This window comes from Pseudomonas sp. TE3552 (assembly GCF_056278945.1).
Genome location: NZ_JBWBQJ010000001.1, coordinates 1,774,065 through 1,790,961 on the forward strand (window position 1 = coordinate 1,774,065; position 16,897 = coordinate 1,790,961).

Here is a 16,897-nt window from a genome sequence, read left to right on the forward strand (position 1 = left end):
TTCACTCGAAAATAGTTGATCGTTGCTGTCAGATAGCCCCGGCTGCGCGCATTTGTTCGATGCGGTCCGTTCCCAGCCCCAGTTCCCTGAGCACCTGTTCGGTGTGTTGGCCAAGGCCCGGCACAGCATCCATACGCGGTTCAAAAGCGCTGTTGCTGCCGGGCGGTATCAGGCTTGGCACGGCGCCGGCAGAGGTCTCGACTTCCCGCCAGCGATCGCGTGCCTGGAGTTGTGGATGGTCCCAAACCCCCTGCATGTCATTGACTCGGGCGTTGGCGATCTGCGCATGCTCCAGCCGATCGAACACGGCATCGAAGTTCAGCGTGGAGAATGCTTCAACGATGAGTTGCCGTAGCGCGTGACGGTTTTCGACCCGCTTGAAGTTGGCCGAGAAACGCTCGTCTTTGGCCAGTTCAGGCGCTAGCAATACCTTCTCGCAAAACAGCTGCCATTCACGCTCGTTCTGCAATCCCAGCATCACGGTGGTGCCGTCGCCGATGGGGAAGGGACCGTAGGGGTAAATGGTGGCGTGCGCGGCGCCGGCGCGAGGTGGCGGAGGGGCGCCGTCGTAGGCGTAGTACATCGGGTAGTTCATCCACTCGACCAGGCTTTCCAGCATCGACACATCGAGGTGGCTGCCTTCGCCGGTACGTTCACGCAACAACAGCGCCGACAGAATTGCGGTGTAGGCGTACATGCCGGCCGCGATGTCGGCGATCGAGCAGCCGGCCTTGGCCATTTCTTCCTCGCCCGGGCCGCCGGTCACCGACAGAAAACCACCTTCGCTCTGAATCAACAGGTCGTAGGCTTTCTTCTTTTCATAGGGGCCACCGACGCCATAGCCGGAAATGTCGCAGACAATCAGCCGCGGAAATCGCTGATGCAAAGCCTCGAATGACAGCCCCATTCGCGCGGCCGCACCGGGTGCCAGGTTCTGCACGAGTACATCGGCGGTGGCCAGCAAACTGTCCAGTACCTCGGTGGCCGAGTCTTGCTTCAAGTCCAGAGTCAGGCTTTCTTTCGAGCGGTTGGTCCAGACGAAGTGCGAAGCCAGGCCGTTGACACGCTGGTCGTAGCCTCTGGCGAAATCACCTGTGCCGGGACGTTCGACCTTGATCACACGGGCGCCAAGGTCGGCCAGTTGTCGGGTGCAGAAGGGCGCGGCAATGGCATGCTCAAGACTGATGACGGTAATGCCATCGAGCGGGCGGAGGCCTTTGGGCTGGCTCATGGTGTTATCTCTCTTGTTATTAGAAAGAGCGCGGCAGCTCGAGCAGATGTTCGGCCACGTATGACAGGATCAGGTTGGTGGAGATGGGCGCGACCTGATACAGGCGGGTTTCACGGAATTTGCGCTCGACGTCGTACTCGCAGGCGAAGCCAAAGCCACCGTGAGTCTGCAAGCAGGCATTAGCCGCTTCCCAGGAGGCTTTCGCCGCCAGGTACTTGGCCATGTTGGCGCTGGCCCCGGCGTTGATGCCGCTGTCGTATTCCTCGCAGGCACGCCAGCGCATCAGGTCGGCCGCTTCGATCTCGATGTGTGCTTCAGCGATCGGGAACTGCACACCCTGGTTCTGCCCGATCGGGCGGCCGAACACCACGCGGTCGCGGGCATAAGCGCTGGCCTTCTCTATAAACCAGCGACCGTCACCGATGCATTCGGCAGCGATCAGGGTGCGTTCGGCATTCAGACCGTCGAGGATGTACCGGAAGCCTTTGCCTTCCTCACCGATCAGGCTGTCGGCGGGGATCTCCAGGTTGTCGAAGAACAACTCGTTGGTTTCGTGGTTGACCATGTTGGCGATCGGCTGCACGGTCATGCCGTTGCCGATCGCCTCGCGCAGGTCGACGAGGAAGATCGACATGCCTTCGGACTTTTTCTGTACGTCGGCCAACGGTGTGGTGCGCGCCAGTAGGATCATCAGGTCGGAATGCTGGATCCGCGAGATCCACACCTTCTGCCCGTTGATCACGTACTTGTCGCCTTTGCGTACGGCGGTGGTCTTGATCTTGGTGGTGTCGGTGCCGGTGGTGGGCTCGGTCACGCCCATCGATTGCAGGCGCAATTCACCACTGGCGAGTTTCGGCAGGTAGTAGCTTTTCTGCGCTTCGCTGCCGTGTCGCAGCAGGGTGAACATGTTGTACATCTGCCCGTGCACGGTGCCGGAGTTCCCGCCGCAGCGGTTCACTTCTTCAAGGATCACCGAAGCTTCGGCCAAACCCAGGCCGGAGCCGCCATATTCGACAGGGATCATCGCAGCCAGCCAACCGGCGTCGGTCAGGGCCTTGACGAAGGTTTCCGGAAAGCCTTTTTCTTCGTCGACTTTGCGCCAGTAGGCGGCATCAAATTCAGCGCAAAGAGCGCGTACGCCTTCGCGGATGGCATTGAGTTCTTCAGCGTTGCGGTCGGTCATTATTATTCTCCTCAGTGCGTCACGCACGGCTTTTGCCCTGCGTGACCGGGTCCGGCATAGAGCAATCAGATCGGGTTGAAACCCAAGGCAGCGCGAAAGCGATTCTTGATGTAGTGACCATCGCGCGGTGGCAGCACCCGTGGCGGGTTTTCCGCTTTGATCTTGATCGTTGCGAGCTTGACGCCATCGCGGGTTGCAAAGCGCTCGCGCAAGTTGTGTACGCCTTCCATGTCGCGGATTTCATCGGTCCAGCTGAAGCCGCAGGTTTTCGCCACCTGGTCCAGGGAAATGCCAAATCCGGCGTGGCTGACCTGCATGCCGGTTTCGCCAAAGTGACCGTTGTCCAACACCGCGATGGTCAAGTTGGCGGGCTTTTGCAGCGCGACGGTCGCCAGTGCGCCGAAGCCCATGAGCAACTCACCGTCACCCGTGACGACCACCACCGACTTGTCCGGCTGGGCATTGGCCAGGCCCAGGCCCACCGTGATCGCACTGCCCATGGCGGCCCAGAGGTAGTAATTCAGATCATTGTCACCGGCCGCCATGACGTCATAGGACGCCGATCCCAGGCCGGTCACGACCAGCACGTCTTTGCGATCGGCCAGCAAGGCCTTGACCACTTTGCGGCGGCACAGGGTGTGGTTTGCGCTTACTTGACCCATTTCTTTTCTCCAATCAGGCGCTGGCCGAGCAGCAGGGCAGTGGCGGAATCACCGTTGAAGGCCATGGTCGCGGCACCGTGCAGCAACGGGGCGACGTCTTCGGGAACGTCGGCACGCCAAGTCATGACTTTCATCAGGTTCAGGGAGGCTTCGGTGGCCTGACCCATGGGGTTCTGCCACGCGTTGAATTCGGCCCAGTCGCCGCGCATGGTGACGACCATCAGCAGCGGGAAGCCGGCGCAGACTTGCAGAGCCAGGGTGTTGATGCAGTTACCGACACCGCTCGATTGCATCAGCAGGGCGCCACGTTCACCACCCAGCCAGGCGCCGGCGAGGTAACCAATGCCTTCTTCTTCTGTGGTGAGGACCACGGCCTTGATGTCCGGGTCAGCGTACGACATACGGATCGCCGCCGAATGGCCTGCATCCGGAACGAAGACCACGTGTTTGACATCGTGGGCCTTGAGCACGCGGAACACGTCCTCTTGCCAATCCTGCCCCACGGTTTGTTCAGCTTCTGTTGACATGCCTATCTCCCAAGCAGTGCCGCTTTTGTGTTTTCACTCATTCTGGGAGCGCTGGAGGAGAACGACGACTACCGTTTTTGTCTTTGAGATATGCCCGTTTTGTATAGCTGGACGGCGGATGCGTGCGCAGCAGTGAGCGGCGATAACCACGAATTATAGGAAGAGGAAAACTGAGTGTTTGCCATTGACGAAAACGCTGTGCTTGAGCGCGGCGCCATAGCTTTTGGGCATATCTGGTAGAGCGCGATCGGCTCTTATTGGGGGAACAGGACTAGCGTAGTTTTCCGCTACGTCGGTACAGCGCGTAACCGACGCAACCACAACTATAAGATCCGAGGATTGCACCTATGTATGACAGCCTCCTGCAGTTGGCTTGCCCCGTCCTGTCCTCTGCCCATGACCTGTTCCACCCGCATCCATCCTCGGCCTGCCGTTACAGGCACTTTGCACTTGCCTTTTTCATTCCGTAGCACTGCGGCTGACCTTGCGTTTTTCAGCGCCATCGCGTGATCACGCGGGCGCTTGTCCAGGCTACTTTCCAGAAAATACGACAACAGGTGCGTTATGAAAAACAGGCTACCGGCTGCGGCAGGCATCTTGATCGCCATGCTGCTGGGGATCGTTATCGGCTACATGATTTTCCTCAACTTCCCGGACAAAGCGGCGGCGACCCGAGTCGCCGGTTACATCTCGATCATCTCCGATATTTTTCTACGTCTGATCAAAATGCTCATCGGCCCCTTGGTGTTTTCGACGCTGGTGGTGGGCATCGCTCACATGGGCGACGCAAGCGCTGTGGGTCGGGTCTTTTGCAAGGCGCTGGGCTGGTTCGTCACCGCGTCGTTGATTTCGCTGTCGGTGGGGTTGGTCATGGCCAACCTGCTGCAACCCGGGCACAACCTGGGCTTGCCATTACCAGAGGTGACGAGTGCGACCAACCTGCAAACGTCAGTGTTCACCCTAAAGGATTTCGCGACGCATTTGGTGCCCAGGTCTTTCGCGGAGGCCATGGCCACTAATGAAATTCTGCAGATCGTGGTGTTCTCGCTGTTTTTTGGCGTGGCGTTGGCCTCTCTAGGCAAGAAGGCCCAAGGATTGATCAATGTCATAGAGGATTTGTCTCACGCGATGTTGAAAGTCACCGGTTACGTGATGAAACTCGCGCCGCTGGCGGTGATGGCGGCCATGGCCGCGACCGTGGCGGTCAACGGACTCTACATTCTCGTGAAGTTCGCGGTCTTCATGCGTGACTTCTATTTCGGGCTGATCGTGCTCTGGGCAATGCTGATGTTTGCCGGTTGGATGTTCCTGGGGCGGCGCGTGTTCAAACTGGTGGTGCTGATCAGGGAAGCTTTCCTGCTGTCTTTCGCCACGGCCAGTTCCGAGTCGGCTTACCCGAAGATTCTTCATGCGCTGGATCGTTTCGGGGTCAAGCGCAGGATCTCGAGTTTCGTCATGCCCATGGGTTACTCCTTCAACCTCGACGGCTCGATGATGTACTGCACGTTTGCTGTGCTGTTCATCGCTCAGGCCTATGGCATCGAGATGTCCATCGGTACGCAGATCACTATGTTGTTGACGTTGATGCTGACCTCCAAAGGCATGGCCGGCGTGCCGCGCGCTTCACTGGTGGTTATTGCCGCGACCCTGACCCAGTTCGATATTCCCGAAGCCGGTTTGCTGCTGATTCTGGGAATCGATACCTTCCTTGATATGGGCCGCTCGGCCACCAACGCGGTGGGCAACTCCATCGCCACGGCGGTGGTGGCCAAATGGGAGGGCGAGTTGGTGAGTGAGGACGAGGCTGAGCGTCATGCCGCAGCGCTGGATGTTCAGGGTGACACAGGAGAAAAACCGCTGACGGTCTGACCTGTTATCGGTGCGTCTTCAAGATCAAAGGGTGAGCATTCACAGACGTGACTGCTCGCTCTTTGTCGTTTATCCGAACGTAAGGGGCGGCCACATGTTTCGCAAAGGCGCTGGATGCAACAGCACAAAAAAAGCCCTCACATTGCACTGTCGTGGGCAGGCTGTGAGGGCAAAGGGAAAGGGGAGAGCCGCGACGATCAGGACTTGCGTTGCAGGGTGTGGTAACCCAGTTCTGACCTGGCTTCCCTGAGGGATTTGCCTTCAGCGATCAAGGCGCGGATACGGGCTTCAACTTCTTCGATCGAGCGGGCGCAGGCGGCCACTTCATAAGCCCGATCCCGAGGCACGATGACCACGCCGTTGGCATCGGCGACCACAATGTCTCTGGCGCACACGCGGGCCTGGCCGATGGACACTGGCTGGTTGACCGATTCCACTTCGACCCGGTCCTTCCCGGTACGCATGAACCGGCCTTTGCTGAACAGTGGGTAGCCGTCCCCGAGTGCCTTGCTGACGTCCCGGCAGACCCCGTCGATAACGGTCGCCGCAATCCGTTGACTCCCGGCATATTGGGTCATGATGTCACCCCAGACGGTGCAGTCGGTGCGCCCGTCGTTGTCGATCACCACCACGTCACCTTCGGCCACATCATCGATGAAATCTCCGACCGTTCCCGGCGGGCAACTGGCGCTGACGTAGCGCACGGTGAAGGCCGGCCCGACCACCACTTGCCGATAGTTATCCAGGGGCATGATGCCCAGGCACTGGCCAGGCAGGCCCAGTTTATCCAGGGCATCGGATACGCCCGGCGTATCCAGGCCTTCAAACAGGGCAACCAATTCTTTGTCTTGGGGGGACATGTGTAACGCCTCGCAGTGATGACAATCGTTCAGACAGAAGCCGCTCACATGAGCGGCTCGGTTTTGTTCGCAATGCACTTCAAGCCGGGGTGTTCAATCTCGCCCGTGGCTCGGAAATGGTCAGCAAGAGGATGAAACTGATGAATGAGCCGACAGCCAGCCAGGCAAACACGTAGTTCCAGCCATAGTTGTCCAGCAACAGCCCGGTGATGAAGGGGGTGGCCGCCGCGCCCAACTGACCGACCATGTTCACGACGGCGTTGGAAATGGGGAACGTTTTTTTGGTAGTCAGCCCCATCGGATAAACCATGTAGGAAGAGAAACCCAGGCTGAGAACGGCACCGGTCAACAACAGCAGCAAGCCGTAGGGAATCGGTTCGGCGGGCGAGTTGATCAGCAGGTACATCATCAGTGAAGTGCCGAGTGCTGACAGCAGCATGCCGGGCTTGCGTCGCCCACCCATCAGTCGATCCGAGCAGAAACCACCCAGCAGGTTGCCGAGCACGGCGCCCACCCATGGCGCAGCCGACACCAGCCCCATATTCATGATCGAGAACTGTTTGACCGTCATCAGGTAGGTCGGAATCCAGGCGAGTAGTACGCTCGACACGCCCAGTTGGAAGCAATAACTGGTGGCACAGCCCCAGATGTTCCAGGATTTGAACACCTGCCGATTGGTCTCCAGGGGCGTTTCGTGGCGGGCACGTATGACTCGATCGAGTTTGCTCACCCAGGCTGGAGTCTTTTTGGGGCGGGTTTGTTGAGTCGCTTCAGTACTGCCGGTTTCCTCGATGATGTAGTTGAGCTCGGCGGCGTTAACGAACCGGCTCCGGGAGGGATGGTCGGTGACCATGAAATACCAGACCACCGCCAGTGCGATGCCGGGCACGGCAAAGAAGTAAAAGATCTCTCGCCAGCCCCACACCGAAATGATCACGGCACAGAGTGGCGGCACAATCACCGGCCCGAACTTGACGGCGGACAGGAAGATCCCTGACGCGGTGCCTTTTTCTCGCGGTGGAAACCAGTTGTTGATGGTCGTGGTCATGCTGATCGGTAATGGACCTTCAGCGACGCCAAGGCCCAGGCGATACAGCTTGAGTGCCAGCAATGAACTGGCTGTGCCCACCAGGCCCGTCAGCAATGAGGTCAGCACCATGGCGCCGGGCAGGATCCGGCTGACGCCGAAACGGCCGAAGGCAAAACCGGAAGGGATCTGTGCCAATGCATAGGCCAGCAGAAACAGGCTCATCAAGCCGCCGGCCTCGGCATTGCTCATTTCAAACTCTTTACGAATAAACGGCAACGCGACACCCAGGTTGGCCCGGTCGGCGGCTGCGATGGTGTAAATCAGAAAAATCAGGGCTGCAACCACCCAGCGGTAATTGCTGCGCACAGCAGGTTTTATGACTTCAGGCATAGACATGGGGCAGACCTTGTTTTTGTCGGTGTTGTCCGGCCAAAGTAATAATTATGAAACCGTAAAAAAAGCGACAAATACTCCTGTCAAAAGATCGCTTTTATTGATGAAACTGCGAGGCCTGATTCGCGCTGTATAAAATGTGCGAGCAAAAAAAACCGGGCTGAAAGCCCGGCAAAAATAGCGCAGTCAATAATGTGCTAAAGGGAATTCAGGATCGCTTCATAGCGGAGCTCAGTTCGCCAGGCCGGCCTTTTCCAGCACCTTGTCCAGCCATGACTGGTCGATGGCGCCAGTGGCGATTTCGGCTTTGACCTGTTGTTCGTGGGCATCATGCTCTCGCGCCCTGAGCAGTATCTGTTCAGCGTGTTCGGGGGAGAAGGCAACCAGTCCATCTTCATCGCCGACAATGATGTCACCTGGGTTGACGGTCATCCCCCCGATGGACACCGGGACATTGATCTCACCGGGGCCGCTTTTGTAGGGGCCGCAATGCACCACACTGCGGGCATAGCACGGCGTCTCTTCAAAACTGGCGACATCGCGGATGGCACCGTCGACAATAAAGCCGACACAACCACGTTGCTGCGCATAGAGCTTGATCAGCTCACCGATGACCGCATTGGTCGCGTCACCCTGGGCGTCGATCACCAGCACATGCCCCGGTTCGATCAGCGTCAGTGCCTTGTAGATGTAGAGGTTGTCGCCGGGGCGAGTCTTCACCGTCAGGGCGGTGCCCACCAGTTTGCCGGTGTGGTTATAGCGCGTCAGCCCCCGGGCACCGATGTGGCGCCCGAGGTTGTCACTGATGTGCGGCGTGACGACGCTCTGAAAAGCGTCCAATAGCGAGCGTGGAGCCTGGGGGGGAGAAGGGAAAATGCGTGAACCGGGCAATGACATAGCGACCTCCATGAACGACTGAACCCTAGTGGGCTATGCGTTCATAGTAAGAAAGGTTGTCCGGTACTATTAGCGATATTTATCCATGCAAAAACATCACTTTTTTTCTCGAGTCCAGCGCCAGCGTTACCACACCATGTGGCTGAAATCACAGCAGTGCGTTGCCAGACGTGCAACCTCGACGCTGAGCCCCTGAAGACGATCAGCGCGGTGTACGGCGATGTAGTGGATGGGCGGCAGCGCGGGCTCGGTTTCGATGACCTGCAGACGGCCCTGGTCCACCAATGGCGAGAGACACTGGCGAGGCAGGTAGCTGATGCCGACACCGGACAGGGTCAGGCCCAACTGGGCAATCAGGTAGTTGCTTTTGATCGTACGGTTGACCCGGACGTCGTTCTGGGCGAACCAGCGCTCATAGATCAATCCAGTGCCGGAGCCGCCTCCCTGAGTCAGAACGGTGTATGAGGAAATGGCTTGCATGCTCATTATCTCTTTGCCCTGATGCAGCGAAGGTGCACACATCCAGGCATTCTCCACCGAACTCAACGGGGTGCTGACGAAACGTGCGTCGGCAAAAATGTCGGGAACGATGATCAGGTCGAGCTGATCGTTCTCCAGTTTAGCCACCAGTTCGGTGCTGAGCTCGACCGAGGGTTCCAGTACCACTTTGGGGTAAGCGCTACGTATACCTTCGATCAATGTTGGGAGCCAGGTCATGGCGGTCAGCTCGGTGACGCCAATGCGAAAGCGTCTGACCAGCACTTCCTTGGAGCTGATGCGTTCAAGCAGGTAATCGCGCTGGCGCAGAATCTCCGTGGCCTGCTCGAACAACTCCGTGCCTTTTTCTGTCAGGCGCGCACTGCGTTTTGAACGATCAAAAATCGGCATGTCGAAGGCATCCTCCAACTCCTGAATACGCTTGGAGATGGCTGACTGGGACATGTTCAGTTTCATGGCCGCGGATTCGAAGCTACCCAGTTCAACAATCCAGTAGATGGCTTCCAGTTGCTTGAACGTGATCATTACTCGGGCTCAGTTGAGAAAAAGTGCTCCATTATTGACCAAAAGCATCGAGTTGGCGCGACTGATAAACAGCAAAACCCGGCCATGGCCGGGTGCCCAATGGGCGCTTTTCGTCGTAATGGTCAGACCCTGGCAGCACTCGGTTTTGAATAACCCTTGAGCCCTGTGCGCTCTTCGATCTCACCGCTACCGCTGATGTACCCGTAGCGAGACAGATTCGGCATCAACATCGCAGCGATGAAGGTGATGGTCACTACCGCCGCGACATAGAAGAAAAAATACGCCTCGACACCCTGTGATCGGAGCGACAGGGCCACGTACTCGGCAGTGCCACCGAATGCGGCATTGCCGACGGCATACGGAAAGCCCACACCCAGCGCACGCACCGCAGGCGGGAACAGTTCAGCTTTGACGATCCCGGCAATCGGGGTGTAGAGCGATGCAATGACCAGGCCGCCAAACACCAGCAGGAACGCTGTAAACGGGCTGCTAACCGACTGCAGCGAATAGAGCAGAGGGATCACCAGCAGCATGGCCAATCCGGAAAACATCAGCATGTGCGCCTTGATCCCGATACGGTCAGCGAGCAAGCCAAACAGTGGCTGGCAGAGCATGAAACCGACCAGGGCCGCCGTCATGATGAAACTCACCGTTTCCGGGCTGAAGCCAGCGGAGATCACCAGGAACTTCTGCATGTAGGTGGTGAAGGTATAGAAGTACAGTGAGCCACCGATGGTGAACGCCACGACCAGGGCGACCGCCCGTTTGTGTTTGAACATGCCGCGCAGAGAGCCGGCGTCTTTGCGGTTCATGTCTTTTTTGGTCGCGGTTTCATGCATGGCGCGCCGCAGATACACCACGACGATCGAGCTCAGGGCGCCGATGAAGAACGGAATCCTCCAGCCCCATTCACGCAACTCATCGCCGGTCAGGGTTTGCTGGAGAATGACCACGGTCATCAAGGCCAACAGCTGCCCGGCAATGATGGTGAAGTATTGAAACGATCCATAGAAACAGCGGCGGCCCGGTGTCGCGATTTCGCTGATGTAGGTGGCGCCGGTGCCGTATTCCGCACCGACGGACAGGCCCTGGATTAGCCTGGCCACCACGAGCAGAATCGGTGCCGCGACCCCTATGGTTGCGTAGGTGGGCATGACGGCGATCAGCAGCGAGCCGGCGCACATCATGAACACCGAGATAATCATCGAAACCTTGCGGCCGCGAGTGTCAGCGATCCAGCCGAAAATCCAGCCGCCGAGCGGGCGCATGAAAAAGCCCACGGCGAAAACCCCGGCAGTTGCCAGTAGTTGGCTGGTGGTGTCCCCCTTGGGGAAAAACGAAGCGGCAAAGTAGATGGCGGTGTAGGCGTAAATGAAAAAGTCGTACCACTCCACCAGATTACCCGAGCAGGCACCCATGATGGCTTTGACGCGGTTCGGCGCTTTCATCGGAGCGGTTTCGGCTGCGTGGTCTTTGGCGTCTGTGATTGATGCGGACATGCTGTTCACCCTTTCTTCAAGGCGAGGCGATACGAGGAGCACGCTGATGCGTGTCCGACGTGACTGGCTCGATGGGTTGTTGGGCTTAACGAAGAGGCGCGAACCCGCTCACGGCCGGGTTTTCTGAAGAGAAGGAGGAGGGAGGATGCACGAGTGTGGTGAGCTGTACGTGGCTCGGGGAAATCGGACCGGTCAGGTAAGGCGAAGCATTGAACATCATGGCGCGAGCCCTCGAATCTTATTCTTGTAGTGAGTCGAGCGCTCTTTGGCGCCGACGTTGATTGCACGCTACCGCAGAGTGAGGAGGGTAATAAGTCGCCAGGCGGGCCTAACTGATATACCTAAATTCTATAGCTTGGCGTGCAGCCCCGGCGGGCTGGGGCATACAGGCGGCTCGAAAGCCTTGAGGCCTCACGACACGCGGTTCGCGGGGCATTCCAAGGTGTGCAAATGCGATTACACTCACAGCACTTTCGACGCATATCGCGCCGAGCCCGATGCTGACTGGCCTGGTAATGGATGTCGTTCAACTCAAAACCCTGATTCATGTTGCCGAACTGGGCAGTCTCAGTAAGGCCTCGGATCGGCTTCACATCGCGCAACCGGCCCTTAGCCGACAAATCAGAATGTTGGAGAAAGAGCTCGGCGCCTACCTGTTCGAACGACACGGGCGCGGGATGGAAATTACCGACGTCGGTCGGGAAGTGCTGGCCCATGCCACCCGAATCATGGAGGAAATGGAATCGATCAGAAGCTCGGTTGTCGGTGGCCGATCGTCTTTTCGTGGAACGGTGGTCATCGGTACGACGCCGACGGTTGCCGAGATCGTCACCGTACCGCTGGTGCGCAAGATCCGCGAGGCGCATCCCAATCTGGCTGTCCGATTTTCCTCGGCCTACAGCGGCTATCTGCTGGATTGGGTGCAGCGCGGCGAATTGGAACTGGCCATTTCCTATGATCCGCAACCCCTGCATACGCTCAGGATTGTGCCGGTGATGATGGAAAACCTGATGCTGGTCGGCCCCGCCAGCGCCAACCTGCGCATCGACACGCCGGTGACCTTTGCCTCCCTGGCCGAGCAGCAACTGGTATTGCCCAGCGCGCGACATGGCCTTCGGGTCATTCTGGATAACTGTGCCAGAGAAGTCGGGATCAAGCTCAAGACCAGCGTTGAAGCCGACTCGTTCGGCGCGATGATCGATCTGGTCCGCAATGGCTTCGGTCTGACGGCGTTGCCACTGGCGTCGATTTACGCCCAAGTTGAAGCCGGCGTGCTGTGTGCGGCGCCGCTGATCGATCCGGTGCCCATGCGTAAACTGGTTCAGGTTTTTCCGGCGGACAGGCGCGTCAGCCCGGCTGCCAAATTCGTCGGAGATGCTTTCATCGAAATTGCTGCCGACCTGGTCAATCGCAAGATCTGGGCTGGACACATGCTTTGAGCCATCGGCCAATCGGTCAGCCCCTACCCGTAGTTGCGCAACGGCTCACGACTTCTGCTTTTTCTCACCACTGATGACACTGTCTTGAACCATCAAACGCGACTGCCAAGCGTATTCGGCATTTTTGTATTGGGGATGCTGCAAGTTCTGGTCTGGGGAGGTTCGTTCTTCCTGATGGCCGTCATGGCCGATCCGATCATGAAAGAGACCGGTTGGGCCAGCCAATGGGTGTATGGCGCGCTGTCGCTGAGCATTCTGGTTTCCGCGATGCTGGCGCCATTGACCAGCCGGCTTATCGCCCGCTATGGCGGCCGCCCCATCCTGGCCAGTAGCGGCCTGGGCGTCGCCATCGGGCTGTTTCTGATGGCCAGCTCGACCTCATTGCCGATGTTTCTTTTGTCTTGGGCAGTGATTGGCGTCGGTATGGCGCTGGGGCTGTATGAAGCGCTATTCGCCGCTTTAGGTTCTCTATACGGGGAGCGGGCGGGCAGTGCGATTACCGGGATCACGCTTATTTCAGGGTTTGCGACAACGCTGTCATGGCCTGCGGTCGCGCTGGTCATCGAGCACATTGGCTGGCGCGCGACGTGCGTGGCTTATGGGGTGCTATTGGTCATTGCCGTGGCACCGCTTTATCTTTGGGTGCTGGCGCGTGGCGCGTGGCCACTCGCAAAAAGCCATGCCATGAGTGATGAAAACCTCTCTGTCGACCGGCGGATCTACCTGTTGCTCACGCTGATTTTTGCGTTGGGTGCAGTGATCATGACGGCGATATCTGTCCAGCTGATTTCATTGTTGCAGGGGCAGGGCTACTCGCTTGCAGCCGCCATCGGGCTGAGCGCCTTACTCGGTCCGAGCCAGGTCGGCTCACGCGTTCTACAAGTGTTTTCGCGAAAGCGACACCCCATCTGGACGACATTGATCTGCGTGGTATTCGTGGCAATCGGTCTGTTGCTGGTGACCATCGCGCCGGCAATGACCGCGCCGGGTCTGGTGATCTACGGCGCGGGTAATGGTTTGCGGGCGATCGTTCGAGGCCTGCTGCCACTGGCCCTGATGTCGCCCACCCATTATGTTTTGCTGATGGGACGCATGGCTCGGCCTTCGCTCATTGGACAAGCCTTGACCCCCCTCGCGGGCGGATACCTGTTGCAGACCTGGGGCGCTAGCGGCGTGCTAGCGGGCCTGAGTTCGCTGGCTGTATTGAATGTGCTTTTGGTGTTTTTGCTCATTCGGCTGGTGTGAAAAGAACAGCGCTGAACCAGCGACAGGGTCAGCCATGCACGCTGCTCAGATACTCAAACAACTTGGCCGCTTCCGGCGCCAGTTGCGCTTGACTCGTAACCCCCACGAATAAGGTACGGTGCGCCCAGTCATCGCTCAAGTCGACAGCGATCAGGCGGGTACCGAGCAATTCGGCACGCACGGATGACAACGGCAGAATCCCGATGCCCAAGCCGGCTTCGATCATGCGGCAGATGCCGTCGAAGCTGCTGACCTGGATCCGGACCTGCGAATAATCGGAAGACTTTTCCTAAAGCCATCGGATGTCATCCACCCCAGTGTAATTTGCCTCTTGTACTGGCGTGGTTGACGTTGTCGTTGTCGTTGTCGTTCCCGTGAGCCTTCTTCAATGATTGCCCAGCTCCCGCCGAGCCTGACACCAGTAATCGCTCGATGGCGCCGCTCACCATGTTTTCCATCAGATTATCGCGCTCTCGTTCATCCAACGAGTACTGCATGAACCAACTGGGCGCGCTGTTGAGCAAGGCGGCAATGGCATGACCGGCAGCCATCCGGCCCTGTTCACTGAATCGGGGTCGAACGCCGAGCATCAGTAGCAACTTGCGTTCGTACTGCTCGCGCAGCTGCCGGACCCGTTCCTGTTGCTCTTCATTCAAGCAGCCGCTGTCGCGCTCCACCAGACGAAAATGCCAAGGCATCTCCTGATGCAGATTCAGGTGCGCGCGGATCAAATGGTTGAGTCTGTCGCGTTTTGCCGGGGCCGTTTGTTCAATGCGCCCCAGGGTGACCAGCAGCTCTTCATAGAACTCCTCGATCAGGTCGAGCAGCATGTGCTGCTTGCTGGGGTAATGGTAATACAACGAGCCCGGAGCGAGCCCCAGGCAGGTCGCGAGCTCACGCATGCCGACCTGACCGAAACCCTTGCTGGCAAAGAGCTCCAGCACCTTGTCCCGGTATTCGGCGAAGCGTGAGCAACGCTCAGGCATATGCATGGAAGCCACGCCCCGTTTTGCGTCCCAGATAACCGGCGGCGACCATCTCCTTGAGCAGCGGAGCAGGGCGGTATTTGCTGTCGTTGAAGCCGTCGTAGAAGGCTTCAAGGATTGCCAGCACGGTGTCCAGGCCGATCAGGTCCGCCAACGCCAGTGGGCCGATTGGCTGGTTGCAGCCCAGGCGCATGCCGGCGTCGATGTCGTCGGCGCTGGCCAGGCCTTCCTGAAACACCAGGATCGCTTCATTGATCATCGGCACCAGAATCCGGTTGACCACGAAGCCCGGACGGTTGCCGGCGGTGATTGCGGTTTTGCCGAGTGTGGTCGCCATGTCCAGCGCCAGGGCATGGGTGGCATCGCTGGTTTGCAGGCCACGAATCACTTCGATCAGGCCCATGACCGGCACCGGGTTGAAAAAGTGCAGACCGATGAAACGCTCAGGCTGGCTGACGCTGGCGGCGAGTTGGGTAATGGACAGCGACGACGTGTTCGAGGCGATCACACAGTCGGCGCTGACCTGCGCGGCGATTTGTTGCAGCACGCGCAGTTTCAGGTCGAGGTTTTCGGTGGCGGCTTCGATCACCAGTTGCACGTTTTGCAGGCTGTTGTAATCGGTACTGGTGCGAATCTTGTCGAGGGCCGTGAGCTTTTGCTCGTGCGTCAGCGTGTTTTTGGCGACCTGCCGATCGAAGTTTTTATCGACGGTCGCGATTGCCTTTTGCAAAGCGCTCTCGCTGATGTCGATCAAGGTCACGTTGAAGCCGGCCAAGGCGCAGACTTGCGCGATGCCATTGCCCATGGTGCCGGCGCCGATGACGCCAATGTTCTGAAGATTCATGCGCATGTCCTTATCAAACCCGCTCGAACAATACGGCGATGCCTTGGCCGCCGCCGATGCACATGGTTGCCAGGGCATAACGGCCTTGGCAGCGATGCAGTTCGTGAATGGCCTTGGTGGCGATGATCGCGCCGGTGGCGCCCACCGGATGGCCCAGCGAGATGCCCGAACCGTTGGGGTTGACCTTCTGCGGATCGAAGCCCAGCTCTTGCGCTACGGCACAGGCCTGGGCAGCGAAGGCTTCGTTGGACTCGATCACATCAAGGTCGGCAACGGTCAGGCCGGCGCGCTTGAGCACCAGGCGGGTGGCGGGAATCGGTCCCAGCCCCATCATCGAAGGTTCAACGCCTGCATGGGCATAACCCACCAGTCGAGCCATAGGTTTGAGGCCTTGTTCCTGAACAGTCTGGCCCGTGGCCATGATCAGTGCGCCGGCACCATCATTGAGGCCGGACGCGTTACCGGCGGTGACGCTACCGTCCTTTTTGAAGGCGGGTTTCATGCGGCTCAATTGCTCGGCGTTGACCTCAGCCCGCACATGCTCATCCGTCGCAAACGACACCGTCCCTTTGCGGGTTTCAATTTCGATCGGCACGATCTGCCCGGCAAAACGCCCTTCGGCAATCGCCCGGGCAGCACGCTGCTGGCTGAGTAGCGCCAATTCATCCTGGGCCTGACGCGTGATGCCATAGTGCTCGGCGATATTTTCAGCGGTGATACCCATGTGGAAGCCGGCAAACGGGTCTTGCAGTGCCCCAAGCATGTAGTCGACGGCCTGCATGTCGCCCATTCGTGCGCCCCAGCGCGCCTGCGGCAACAAGTACGCGCCTCGGCTCATGGACTCGACGCCGCCTGCCAGCGCAGCCCCCGCATCCCCCAGCATCAAACTTTGCGCGGCACTGACAATCGCCTGCAAACCCGAGCCGCAAAGGCGGTTGACGTTGAAGGCGGGGGTCTCTTTCGTGAGGCCGGCATTCATCGCGACCACCCGAGAGATGTAGGCATCGCGTGCCTCGGTCGGGATCACATGTCCCATCACCGCATGGCCGATGTGCTCGGGGGCCAGGCCTGATCGTTCGATAGCGGCGCGGCAAACGTCGGTTGCCAACTGAATAGGCGGCACATCCTTGAGTGAACCGCCAAAGCCGCCGATGGCAGAACGGACGGCGCTCACTACAAAAATATCGGAATGGTTCATGTCGGCTCTCT

Annotated in this window: 15 protein-coding genes and 1 pseudogene; 3 read left to right on the forward strand and 13 right to left on the reverse strand. The window is 58.7% G+C overall.

Annotation, left to right across the window (positions count from 1 at the left end; translation table 11 throughout):
- Positions 1-28: 28 nt before the first annotated feature.
- From ACZ9BB_RS07905 to ACZ9BB_RS07920, 4 genes are all read right to left on the reverse strand, one after another.
- Positions 29-1,231 carry a CaiB/BaiF CoA transferase family protein gene (locus tag ACZ9BB_RS07905; protein WP_476213259.1) on the reverse strand — a complete coding sequence of 401 codons (1,203 nt, stop codon included), beginning with the start codon at positions 1,229-1,231 and terminating at the stop codon, positions 29-31.
- A 19-nt stretch (positions 1,232-1,250) separates the two neighbouring features.
- On the reverse strand, positions 1,251-2,414 hold the full coding sequence (locus tag ACZ9BB_RS07910; protein WP_007896339.1) for an acyl-CoA dehydrogenase family protein: 1,164 nt from the start codon (positions 2,412-2,414) through the stop codon (positions 1,251-1,253).
- A 65-nt stretch (positions 2,415-2,479) separates the two neighbouring features.
- The gene (locus ACZ9BB_RS07915) at positions 2,480-3,076 is read right to left on the reverse strand and encodes a thiamine pyrophosphate-dependent enzyme (RefSeq protein WP_476213260.1); all 597 of its coding nucleotides are present in this window, start codon (positions 3,074-3,076) and stop codon (positions 2,480-2,482) included.
- Positions 3,064-3,603 carry a thiamine pyrophosphate-binding protein gene (locus ACZ9BB_RS07920; RefSeq protein ID WP_007896342.1) on the reverse strand — a complete coding sequence of 180 codons (540 nt, stop codon included), beginning with the start codon at positions 3,601-3,603 and terminating at the stop codon, positions 3,064-3,066. Before ACZ9BB_RS07920 ends, ACZ9BB_RS07915 begins: the two co-directional genes overlap by 13 nt.
- 564 nt (positions 3,604-4,167) lie before the next feature.
- Between ACZ9BB_RS07920 and ACZ9BB_RS07925 the strand changes: the two genes are divergently transcribed.
- Positions 4,168-5,472 (forward strand): dicarboxylate/amino acid:cation symporter, encoded by a 1,305-nt coding sequence (locus ACZ9BB_RS07925; RefSeq protein ID WP_008073707.1) that lies wholly within the window; start codon positions 4,168-4,170, stop codon positions 5,470-5,472.
- Between the two features lie 197 nt (positions 5,473-5,669).
- Here the strand turns inward: ACZ9BB_RS07925 and ACZ9BB_RS07930 are convergent, their stop codons facing one another.
- The 5 genes from ACZ9BB_RS07930 to ACZ9BB_RS07950 all read right to left on the reverse strand — a co-directional run bounded on the left by ACZ9BB_RS07930 (position 5,670) and on the right by ACZ9BB_RS07950 (position 11,174).
- Positions 5,670-6,332 carry an RraA family protein gene (locus tag ACZ9BB_RS07930; protein ID WP_476213261.1) on the reverse strand — a complete coding sequence of 221 codons (663 nt, stop codon included), beginning with the start codon at positions 6,330-6,332 and terminating at the stop codon, positions 5,670-5,672.
- A 79-nt stretch (positions 6,333-6,411) separates the two neighbouring features.
- Entirely contained in the window at positions 6,412-7,758 is a 1,347-nt protein-coding gene (locus ACZ9BB_RS07935; protein ID WP_476213262.1) for an MFS transporter, read from the reverse strand.
- A 228-nt stretch (positions 7,759-7,986) separates the two neighbouring features.
- Positions 7,987-8,652: an RraA family protein gene (locus ACZ9BB_RS07940; protein WP_476213263.1), complete on the reverse strand. Its 666-nt coding sequence runs from the start codon at positions 8,650-8,652 to the stop codon at positions 7,987-7,989.
- A gap of 126 nt (positions 8,653-8,778) precedes the next feature.
- Positions 8,779-9,675 (reverse strand): LysR family transcriptional regulator, encoded by an 897-nt coding sequence (locus ACZ9BB_RS07945; RefSeq protein WP_476213264.1) that lies wholly within the window; start codon positions 9,673-9,675, stop codon positions 8,779-8,781.
- A gap of 122 nt (positions 9,676-9,797) precedes the next feature.
- Positions 9,798-11,174 carry an MFS family transporter gene (locus ACZ9BB_RS07950; protein WP_476213265.1) on the reverse strand — a complete coding sequence of 459 codons (1,377 nt, stop codon included), beginning with the start codon at positions 11,172-11,174 and terminating at the stop codon, positions 9,798-9,800.
- Positions 11,175-11,671: 497 nt separating this feature from the next.
- Between ACZ9BB_RS07950 and ACZ9BB_RS07955 the strand changes: the two genes are divergently transcribed.
- Positions 11,672-12,613 (forward strand): LysR family transcriptional regulator, encoded by a 942-nt coding sequence (locus ACZ9BB_RS07955; RefSeq protein ID WP_476213266.1) that lies wholly within the window; start codon positions 11,672-11,674, stop codon positions 12,611-12,613.
- A 135-nt stretch (positions 12,614-12,748) separates the two neighbouring features.
- On the forward strand, positions 12,749-13,858 hold the full coding sequence (locus ACZ9BB_RS07960) for an MFS transporter (protein ID WP_476218237.1): 1,110 nt from the start codon (positions 12,749-12,751) through the stop codon (positions 13,856-13,858).
- Between the two features lie 28 nt (positions 13,859-13,886).
- On the opposite strand, the pseudogene ACZ9BB_RS07965 reads toward ACZ9BB_RS07960, so the two are convergent.
- The 4 genes and pseudogenes from ACZ9BB_RS07965 to ACZ9BB_RS07980 form a co-directional block, all read right to left on the reverse strand.
- Positions 13,887-14,126: pseudogene (locus ACZ9BB_RS07965) on the reverse strand (LysR substrate-binding domain-containing protein); the annotation flags it as partial.
- A gap of 37 nt (positions 14,127-14,163) precedes the next feature.
- A complete protein-coding gene (locus ACZ9BB_RS07970) occupies positions 14,164-14,850 on the reverse strand; it encodes a TetR/AcrR family transcriptional regulator (protein WP_476213267.1) in 687 nt (228 codons plus the stop codon).
- A complete protein-coding gene (locus ACZ9BB_RS07975; protein WP_476213268.1) occupies positions 14,837-15,688 on the reverse strand; it encodes a 3-hydroxybutyryl-CoA dehydrogenase in 852 nt (283 codons plus the stop codon). The genes ACZ9BB_RS07970 and ACZ9BB_RS07975 overlap by 14 nt, the downstream gene beginning before the upstream one ends.
- Before the next feature lie 13 nt (positions 15,689-15,701).
- The gene (locus ACZ9BB_RS07980; RefSeq protein WP_476213269.1) at positions 15,702-16,886 is read right to left on the reverse strand and encodes an acetyl-CoA C-acyltransferase family protein; all 1,185 of its coding nucleotides are present in this window, start codon (positions 16,884-16,886) and stop codon (positions 15,702-15,704) included.
- Positions 16,887-16,897: the final 11 nt, after the last annotated feature.

Coding starts and splice junctions, on each gene's coding strand:
- ACZ9BB_RS07905 (WP_476213259.1), bottom strand. CDS start 1,231: ATGAGCCAGCCCAAAGGCCTCCGCCCGCTCGATGGCATTACCGTCATC.
- ACZ9BB_RS07910 (WP_007896339.1), bottom strand. CDS start 2,414: ATGACCGACCGCAACGCTGAAGAACTCAATGCCATCCGCGAAGGCGTA.
- ACZ9BB_RS07915 (WP_476213260.1), bottom strand. CDS start 3,076: ATGGGTCAAGTAAGCGCAAACCACACCCTGTGCCGCCGCAAAGTGGTC.
- ACZ9BB_RS07920 (WP_007896342.1), bottom strand. CDS start 3,603: ATGTCAACAGAAGCTGAACAAACCGTGGGGCAGGATTGGCAAGAGGAC.
- ACZ9BB_RS07925 (WP_008073707.1), top strand. CDS start 4,168: ATGAAAAACAGGCTACCGGCTGCGGCAGGCATCTTGATCGCCATGCTG.
- ACZ9BB_RS07930 (WP_476213261.1), bottom strand. CDS start 6,332: ATGTCCCCCCAAGACAAAGAATTGGTTGCCCTGTTTGAAGGCCTGGAT.
- ACZ9BB_RS07935 (WP_476213262.1), bottom strand. CDS start 7,758: ATGTCTATGCCTGAAGTCATAAAACCTGCTGTGCGCAGCAATTACCGC.
- ACZ9BB_RS07940 (WP_476213263.1), bottom strand. CDS start 8,652: ATGTCATTGCCCGGTTCACGCATTTTCCCTTCTCCCCCCCAGGCTCCA.
- ACZ9BB_RS07945 (WP_476213264.1), bottom strand. CDS start 9,675: ATGATCACGTTCAAGCAACTGGAAGCCATCTACTGGATTGTTGAACTG.
- ACZ9BB_RS07950 (WP_476213265.1), bottom strand. CDS start 11,174: ATGTCCGCATCAATCACAGACGCCAAAGACCACGCAGCCGAAACCGCT.
- ACZ9BB_RS07955 (WP_476213266.1), top strand. CDS start 11,672: ATGCTGACTGGCCTGGTAATGGATGTCGTTCAACTCAAAACCCTGATT.
- ACZ9BB_RS07960 (WP_476218237.1), top strand. CDS start 12,749: ATGCTGCAAGTTCTGGTCTGGGGAGGTTCGTTCTTCCTGATGGCCGTC.
- ACZ9BB_RS07970 (WP_476213267.1), bottom strand. CDS start 14,850: ATGCATATGCCTGAGCGTTGCTCACGCTTCGCCGAATACCGGGACAAG.
- ACZ9BB_RS07975 (WP_476213268.1), bottom strand. CDS start 15,688: ATGAATCTTCAGAACATTGGCGTCATCGGCGCCGGCACCATGGGCAAT.
- ACZ9BB_RS07980 (WP_476213269.1), bottom strand. CDS start 16,886: ATGAACCATTCCGATATTTTTGTAGTGAGCGCCGTCCGTTCTGCCATC.